This window comes from Micromonospora sp. I033 (assembly GCF_053890995.1).
Map to the genome: position 1 here is coordinate 1 of NZ_JBSSLX010000242.1, position 7945 is coordinate 7945.

6 protein-coding genes and 2 pseudogenes are annotated in these 7945 nt (G+C 76.9%); all 8 read right to left on the reverse strand.

Annotated features, from left to right (window positions below):
- Positions 1 to 124: 124 nt before the first annotated feature.
- Positions 125 to 754 carry a hypothetical protein gene (locus ACW0Q9_RS26825; protein WP_456185940.1) on the reverse strand — a complete coding sequence of 210 codons (630 nt, stop codon included), beginning with the start codon at positions 752 to 754 and terminating at the stop codon, positions 125 to 127.
- 124 nt (positions 755 to 878) lie between these two features.
- On the reverse strand, positions 879 to 1736 hold the full coding sequence (locus ACW0Q9_RS26830; RefSeq protein ID WP_456185942.1) for an alpha/beta hydrolase family protein: 858 nt from the start codon (positions 1734 to 1736) through the stop codon (positions 879 to 881).
- 100 nt (positions 1737 to 1836) lie between these two features.
- Positions 1837 to 2784: pseudogene (locus ACW0Q9_RS26835) on the reverse strand (glycosyltransferase family 9 protein); the annotation flags it as partial.
- A complete protein-coding gene (locus ACW0Q9_RS26840) occupies positions 2781 to 3476 on the reverse strand; it encodes an SDR family oxidoreductase (RefSeq protein WP_456185944.1) in 696 nt (231 codons plus the stop codon). The gene ACW0Q9_RS26840 and the pseudogene ACW0Q9_RS26835, both read right to left, overlap by 4 nt.
- Positions 3477 to 3546: 70 nt before the next feature.
- Entirely contained in the window at positions 3547 to 4959 is a 1413-nt protein-coding gene (locus tag ACW0Q9_RS26845; RefSeq protein WP_456185946.1) for a PfkB family carbohydrate kinase, read from the reverse strand.
- Between the two features lie 274 nt (positions 4960 to 5233).
- Positions 5234 to 5804, reverse strand: a pseudogene (locus ACW0Q9_RS26850) (D-sedoheptulose-7-phosphate isomerase); the annotation flags it as partial.
- Positions 5804 to 7021: a glycosyltransferase gene (locus tag ACW0Q9_RS26855; protein WP_456185948.1), complete on the reverse strand. Its 1218-nt coding sequence runs from the start codon at positions 7019 to 7021 to the stop codon at positions 5804 to 5806. The pseudogene ACW0Q9_RS26850 and the gene ACW0Q9_RS26855, both read right to left, overlap by 1 nt.
- The coding region (locus ACW0Q9_RS26860; RefSeq protein WP_456185950.1) for a glycosyltransferase at positions 7006 to 7945 on the reverse strand (940 nt) is incomplete at its 5' end. The genes ACW0Q9_RS26855 and ACW0Q9_RS26860, both read right to left, overlap by 16 nt.

Genomic DNA, 7945 nt, shown 5'->3' on the forward strand with positions numbered 1-7945 from the left:
CTCACCTGGGCTCGATTCCCGTGCCCGCGCTGATTGCCCGTCACCGGCCCGGCCATGCGCCGGACCCGGGTACGCCACGCGGCCGGCAACCCACCGTTGACGTGGGACGCCGACCGCGGGCGGGTCACCTGCCGGCCATGGCCATCTGTCGTTTGTGCGCGCCCATCCCGGTCATCCTGCCGATCGCCGCCGGGGCGGTCGCCAGCCCGCCGGCCCGGCCGAGCAGGCCCCGGAACACCTGTCCGGGCTTCTGCTGCTCGCCCATGTACGCCGACACCACCACCAGCGCGCCGGTCATCGCCGGGATCGCCCACTGGAGCAGCTTCATCTGCCGCTGCGAGGCGGCGACGTTCGAGGGCGTCTGGTAGTTCGGCTCGGTGGCCCCCTCGACGGGCGGCCCGCCCGCCTTCTGCAGCCGCATGCCGAGCAGCCGGCTGTAGCCGGTCACCGCCAGCGCGCCCACGGTCAGCGCCGTCTTCACCGTGCTCATCTTCGCCACCCCGGCCTGGCTGGCCACCCGTGGGCTCTCGGTAACCAGCTCGCCGACCGCGCCGGCCAGGTGCGCGCCGATCGCGGCCGCGTTGACCGGCGTCCAGCGGGCCCAGCCGGCCGAGGCGATCGGCAGCCGCTGGGTCGAGTCGTTGATCTTCGCCGCCGCGCCGTTGACGCCGAGCGCTCCCATGAGTGAGCCGCCGAACCAGGCCGCCAGGCCCAGATCGTGCATCGAGCGCAACGCGGTGTGCCGTTCGGACATCCTTGATCCCCCTCCGCCGTGTTCGGGCGGTGCGGCTTACCCACCTTCGGCGCGGCTACGCACCCGTTCTCCGGGTGGTGGCTCCACCCGCCGGGTTCCGGCCCGGCCGTCCCCGGCGTCCCGGTCAGCGGGGCGGCAGCGAGCCGGCGAACGCGGCGACCCGGGCGGCCAGCGGGGTGGCGGCGCGTACCCAGGTGAAGTGGTCCAGCGGGGCGCCCGCCTCGGCGACGGTGTAGCGGTGCCGGGTCACCGGCGCGCCGGTGAGCTTGCCGCACAGGTGGTCCAGCGTCTCGTGCGGCGTGTACTGGTCGTCGTCGACGCTGACCGCGAGCACCGGGGTGCGGACCCGCCGGACGGCCGCCTCGGCGTCGACCCCGTCCAGCACCGGGAAGCGCCCGGTCCGCGCGGTGTACGCCCAGTCCCGGATCACCCCGCGCGCCTGCCGGCCGCCGAACCCCCAGCCGGGCCAGACGCCGAGCAACCGGGCGGTCGCCGCGATGCCCTGGGTGTACGGCAGCACGCCCCAGCCGCGCAGCCCCGGGTACCCGCGCCACCAGGGGATGCCCACCGCCACCAGGGCCAGCCCGTCCACCCGGTCCGCGTCGTGCAGCGCCTGGTGCAGCACCGCGACCTGGCCGCCGAGCGAGTGCCCGAGCAGCAGCCGGGTCCGGCCGTCGAGCCGGGGCTTGAGCGCGTCGAGCACCGCGCCGACGTCGGTGGCCAGCTCGGCGTAGCCGTACCGGCAGCCGCGGGTGGGGATCGGGGTGCTCTCGCCGGTGCCCCGCAGGTCGGCCACGACGACGGCCAGCCCGGCGTCGCGCAGCGCGGCGGCGAACGGCCGGTAGTAGCGGGCGCGGACCCCCATGGCGGGCCAGATCACCACCACCGGCGCCCCCGGCGGTCCGTCGGGCTCCGGGTAGACCTGGACGCCGATCCGGGCCCCGTCGACGTCCACGAACTCCTGCGTGTACTCCCCGCTCACCGGCCCAGCCTACGGCGCGAAGCTACCGGCGGGTAGCAAGGGGTGGTCGGCCGCCGGAGCGCGCCGGTTCGCGCGCCGCCGGCTGCGCCGGAACCAGGAGCGCGGCCACCGCCCGGGTCCGCGACCGGGCGGCCGCGGTCACCCGGTCCACGGCCGCCAGCACCGCCGGCACGTCCAGCTCGGCCAGCGCCGGATGCGGCGCGGGGCCCGCGCCGGCCGGGCGCGGCCCGACCCAGAGCGCCTCGTGCCAGGGCCGGTCCGGCGGCGGCCCCCACCAGGCGGGCGGCACCGGACCGAAGAGCAGCACCGACGGGGTGGCGAAGGCGGTGGCCAGGTGGGCGACGCCGGTGTCGCCGCAGACCACCAGACGGGCGTGGGCGACCAGGGCGGCCAGCTCGCCGACGTCGGTCGCGCCGGCCAGCACCGCGTCGGCCGGCAACCCGGCCCCGCGGGCCACCTCGACGGCGAGGCCCCGCTCGCCGGCGCCGCCGGTCACCACCACCCGGTGGCCCCGTCCGGCCAGCTCCCGGGCCACCGCCGCGAAGCGCTCCGGCGGCCAGCGCCGCTGCGTCGCCTTGGCGCCCGGGTGCACCACCGTCACCCCGGTCGGCAGACCGCCGGGCCCGGGCCGGCGCAGCGCCAGGTCGGTGCGGTCGGCCGGGATGCCGTACCAGCCCAGCATCCGGCACCACCGGTCCACCTCGTGCTCCTCGGCCCGCCACGGTGGGCCGTCGGGCCAGCCGGCCTCGGCGTTGGCGAAGGCCAGCAGTCGCCGCGGCCGGACCTCGGCCAGCATCCGGTGCGACTGCGGACCCCGGCCGTGCAGGTTCACGGCCACCGCCGGCGGCGGGCCGGACCACGCGAGGTGGCCCAGCCCGTCCGCGAAGACCTGCCGGTCCACGCCCCCGACCAGCTCGACCAGCGGGGTCAGCCAGCGTGGCGCGACCAGCGCCAGCTCGCCATCGGGGTACGCGGCACGTAGCGCGCGCAGCGCCGGCACCCCGGTGGCGAGGTCGCCGACGCCGAGCGCCCGGAGGACGAGGATCACGGGTACGAGGACTCCTGCTCGGCGCAGACCACCAGCTCGCGTACCGCGCAGCCGGGCGGCTGGGAGAGGGCGAACAGGACCGCCTCGGCGGTGTCCGCCGGGTCGTTGAGAATGGCGTCCGGGCCGGGCTTGTACCGCTCGTCCCGGTCGTCGAAGAACGCCGTCCGCATGCCGCCCGGGATGAGCAGCGTGACGCCGACCCGGCCGGCCAGCTCCGCGGCGAGCGCCCGGGTGAAGCCGACCACCCCGAACTTCGCCGCGCAGTAGGCTGTCGCGTCGCTGACCGCCTTGACGCCCAGCGTGGACGCCACGGTCACCACCGTGCCGTGCGCCCGCTCCAGGTGCGGCACCGCGGCCCGGATCACCGCGGCGGTGCCGAGCAGGTTGATCGTGACGATCCGGTCCCAGGTCGCGCCGTCGACGTCGGCCAGCCGGCCGGGCACGTCCATGCCGGCGGCGGTCACCACACCGGCCAGGCCGCCGGCCTGCTCGGCGAGCTGCCGGGTGGCCGCCTCGGCGGCGCGGGTGTCGGCCAGGTCGCACTCGACCCAGGGCACCCCGTCGGCGGGCGGCTGCCGGTCCAGCACGTACGGCCGCCCGCCGGCCTTGCCCACCGCGGTCACCACGGCCGCCCCGAGGCCGCTCGACCCGCCGGTGACCAGGACCGCCCGCCCGTTCATGTCCCTGCTCATGCCGGCACTCCGCTCCGCTCCGTGCCGCCCTGAGGCGCACTGCGTTGATGATTCGCTCGCTGACGCTCGCTCATACCGCTCCCTTGATCAGGTGGAGGCCGCGCTGGCGCGCGGCGGAGATGGTGCCGGTGGTGGACCGGCCGGTCAGGAAGGGGACGGTGACGACCCGCCCGCCCCAGCGGCGCACCAGCTCCGCCTCGGGCAGCTCGGGCGCGCCGTCGCCGGCGTAGTCGCCGCCCTTGACCCAGACGTCGGGGCGGAACCGGGCGAGCACCTGGTGCGGGGTGGGCTCGTCGAAGACCACCACCGCGTCGACGCAGTCCAGGGCGGCCAGCAGCCGGGCCCGGTCCTGTTCCGGGTTGACCGGGCGCTCCGGCCCCTTGAGGCCCCGGACACTGCGGTCGGAGTTGAGGCAGACCACCAGGCAGTCGCCGAGGCGGCGGGCCGCCTGGAGGGTGGCCAGGTGGCCGGCGTGCAGGATGTCGAAGCAGCCGCCGGTGGCGACCACCGTGCCGCCGTCGGCGCGTACCGCGGCCACCAGCTCCTCGGCGGTGCGCGCGGCGGCCGGCGCGGCGGGCGGCTCCGGCGTTCCGTGCAGGCCGGCGGCACCGCCGGCCGCCACATAGCCGCACGCCGCCTCGACCGCCGCCTGCACCGCCTCGGCGACCGACGCGCCGTCGCCAAGCGCCAGCGCGGCGGTGGCGGCGAACCGGTCCCCGGCGCCGCAGGTGTCCTCGACGTGCTCCAGGGTGGACGGCGGCGGCACGACCAGCGGCGTGCTGCCGGAGTGGCAGAGCACCGCCCCGTCGGGCCCCATGGTCACGGCGACCGCGCCGACCCGCCACCGGCGGCGCAGCTCGTGGCCGGCGCGGGTGGCGGTGGAGAGCGCCGAGCCGGCCCCCGCGTCGCCGGTGAGCCCGCGCAGCTCGGCGAGGTTGGGCGTGGTCAGCCGGGCACCGGCCACCGCGGCCGGGCCGCGCGGGTGCGGGTCCCAGACCACCGGGGCGGCCGCCTCGGCCAGCGCCGCGCGCAGCGTGGGCTGCCGGGCCAGGCCGCGACCGTAGTCGCTGACCAGGATGGCCCGGGCCCGGGCGAGCAGCTCCAGCACGGCCTCGGTCGGCTCGCCGGGTGCCTGCGGCTCGCCGCCCCGGTCCAGCCGGAGCAGCGTCTGCCCGCCGGCACGGAGCCGGATCTTCTCGGCCGTCGCGCCGGGCAGGCGCATCGGGTAGACCGCCACCCCCGCCCCGGCCAGCAGCTCGGCCAGGCGGGCCCCGCCGGCGTCGTCGGCGAGCGCGGTGACCAGCGCGACCTCGGTTTCCTGCGCGGCGGCGAGCAGTGCGGCGAGCCCGGCCCCCCCGGGCCTCTCGGTGGCCGATCGCTCGTCGAGCACCGGTACCGGCGCGTCCGGGGCGACGCGCCCGACCACACCGGTGACGTCCCGGTCCAGCAGCGCGTCGCCGACCACCACCAGCGGCCCGCTCACCGCTCCACCCACCCGGTGCCGGTCGAGCCGTTCCGGTGGTGCCCGTCGGCGCCGTGCCCGTTCGGGCCGTGACGCCCGTTGCGACCGGGCGCGGTGCCGGTGAGCGGCACCGCCCCGTCCACCGCCGCCAGCACCAGGCCGTCCCGGCCGGGCCGGTCGTGCCGGCCGCGACCGTCCGGCCGCTCCGGAGCCGACCCTCGGGGCGCCGACGGGGCCGACCGGGCGTACGTGCCGGCCCGGGGCGTCGGGACGGAGGCGGTCGGGAGCTGCCGGATCAGCGGCAGCGCCTGGTCGACGTACTCGCAGAGCAGGTGTGTGGAGACCAGGTGCAGCTCCTGCACCACCTGGCTGTCGGGGGACGGCACGGCCAGCGCGTCGTGGCACAGGTCGGCGAGGGGATTGGGGGCGGGGCCGGTGAAGGCCCAGCAGCGCAGGCCGGTGTCGTGGCCGGCGCGGGCGGCGGTGAGGAGGTTGGTGCTGGTGCCGCTGGTGGACATGAGCAGGAGGATGTCGTCGGGTCGGCCGTGGGCGCGGACCTGGCGGGCGAAGACCTCGTCGTAGCCGTAGTCGTTGCCGATGGCGGTGAGTGCGGAGGTCTCGGCGTGCAGGGCGATGGCGGAGAGGGGTTCGCGGTCGTCGCGGAGTTTGCCGACGAGTTCGGCGGTGGGGTGTTGGGCCTCGGCGGCGCTGCCGCCGTTGCCGGCCACCAGCAGCCGCCCGCCCCGGGCCAGCGTCCAGGCCAGCTCGGTGCCCCAGCCCGCCAGCCGCTCGGCCTCCCGCCGGTACGGCAGCAGCGCCGCGGCCAGCCCGGAGAGGTGGGCGTCGAGGGTGTCGTGGTGGGTCATCAGGCCACCGCCGACGCCGGCCGGGACGCCGTGCTCAGCGCGGCGTAGACCGCGCCGAGCTGCTCGGCGCAGCGCTTCCAGGAGTACCGGCTGCGGATCCGGTCGAGCGCGGCCGTGGCGTACGCGAACCGGCGGACCTTGTCGGCCAGCAGCCGGCGCAGCGCGGTGCCGAGCGCGCGGGGGTCGCGCGGCGGCACCAGGTCACCGGTGAGCCCGTCCACGACGGTGTCCGCGATGCCGCCCACGTTGGTGCCGATCACCGGCACCCCGCAGGCCATCCCCTCCAGCGGGGTGAGCCCGAACGGCTCGTACCAGGGGGCGGCGAGCAGCACGTCCGCCGAGCGGTACCAGGCGCCCATCTCCTCGCGCGGCACCGCGCCGACCAGCTTCACCCGGTCGGCCACGCCGCACGACTCCGCCAGCGCGGACAGCCGCCGGGCGAACGAGTCGGCGGGGAGCAGGTCGGCCGGCGGGCCGCCGACCACCACGCACTCGGCGTCCGGCACCGCGGGCAGCGCCCGGACCACCTCCAGGAAGCCCTTGCGTTCCACCATCCGGCCGACGGTGAGGATGCGCGGGCGGGCCGGGTCGCGCGGGGCGACCGGCCCGTCGGGGCGGAACACCGCCTGGTTGACGCCGGACGGGACCAGCGCCATCCGGGACCGGGGCACGCCCATCCGGACCAGCTCCCGGACCTCGTCCTCGCACTGCACGATCACCCGGTCCACGGCCCGGCCGAGCGTCCGCTCGTAGCCGATCCGCCCTGGTGGACTGGTGTCCTTGGCGCCCTGGTGCCGGCGCTTGACCGTGCCCAGCGCATGGTAGGTCAGCACGGTCGGCACCCCGGTCCGCCGGCCGGCGTGCACCGTGGCCAGCCCGCTCATCCAGAAGTGCGCGTGCGCCACGTCCGGGGTCCAGTCGCCCCGCCGCCAGGTGTCCGCCAGCCAGCTGCCGAACTCACCCATGTACGGCAGCAGCTCGTCCTTGGGCACCCGCCGCGCCGGCCCGGCCGGCACGTGGCACACCTGGTAGCCGTCCGAGGTGGACACCGACTCGGGCAGGGTGGTGGCGTCCCGGCGGGTGTAGACGCGGACGTCGTGCCCCTCGCCGACCAGCGCGGCCGCGAGTTCCGCCACGTGGGTGTTCTGGCCGCCGGCGTCCTCCTCGCCGAGGACGGCGAGCGGGCTGGCGTGCTCCGAAATCATCGCGATGCGCATGTCTCCTCCTTCATGATCCGGTCCCAGTCGGCGAGGAACCGGTCGAGCCCGAAGCGTTCCTTCATCACCTCCCGTGCCCGCGCCCCCATCCGGTACGCGGCGTCGCGGTCCCCGGCGAGCCAGCGGGCCGCCTCGATCAGCGTGTCCACCCGGGTGGACAGCACCCCGGCGTCGGCCGGTACGGCGTCCACGGCCTCGGTGGTGGCCAGCGCGACCACCGGCATGCCGATGGTCATCGCCTCGATCAGGCTCAGCCCGAGCGACGTCCAGCGGCACAGGTGCAGGTAGGCCCGCCGCCGGGCCACCTCGGCGTGCATCCGGTCCTGCGGCGGGTCGTCGTGAACGGCCAGCCGGTCCGCCGGCAGGCCGAGCCGCTCGGGCAGCCCGGTCACCCCCATGCCGAAGACGTCCAGCGGGGCGACCGCGGCGAAGCGCGGCATCAGGTCGGTGCCGGTGACCCGCCAGCGGCGTACCGGCTCGTTGGTGACCACCGCGAGCCGATCCAGCTCGCCGGTCCACTCCACCTTCGGCGGCACGATGCCGTGCTCGACGACCGCGGTGCGGGTGCCGCCGTTGTCCCAGAACAGCTCGTTGAAGTGGGTGACGTGGGTGAGCAGCAGGTCGTCCCGGTCGGCCATCGGGTGGCGGGTGTTCGGCACGTCGCCCTTCGGGGTGTTGTGCTCGACGTAGATCGCCGGCACGTCCCGGCCGGGACGGCGGCCCAGCCACCGCCCGGCCAGCTCCAGTTCCTCGGGCCGTTGCAGCACGACCAGGTCCACCTCGGCCCGCCCCAGCTCCTCCGGGGTCACCTCGACGGCGTTCTCCGGCCAGGCGTAGGTGCGCGCCCGACCCCGCCCGTACGGGCCGCGGTCGGGCGTGACCGGCACCAGGTACCGGTGTCTCCCGTGCACGAACGACGTCGTC

Excerpts from the sequence above, each read along its gene's own strand:
- ACW0Q9_RS26825 (WP_456185940.1), bottom strand. The coding sequence starts at position 754 with ATGTCCGAACGGCACACCGCGTTGCGCTCGATGCACGATCTGGGCCTG.
- ACW0Q9_RS26840 (WP_456185944.1), bottom strand. The coding sequence starts at position 3,476 with ATGAGCAGGGACATGAACGGGCGGGCGGTCCTGGTCACCGGCGGGTCG.
- ACW0Q9_RS26855 (WP_456185948.1), bottom strand. The coding sequence starts at position 7,021 with ATGCGCATCGCGATGATTTCGGAGCACGCCAGCCCGCTCGCCGTCCTC.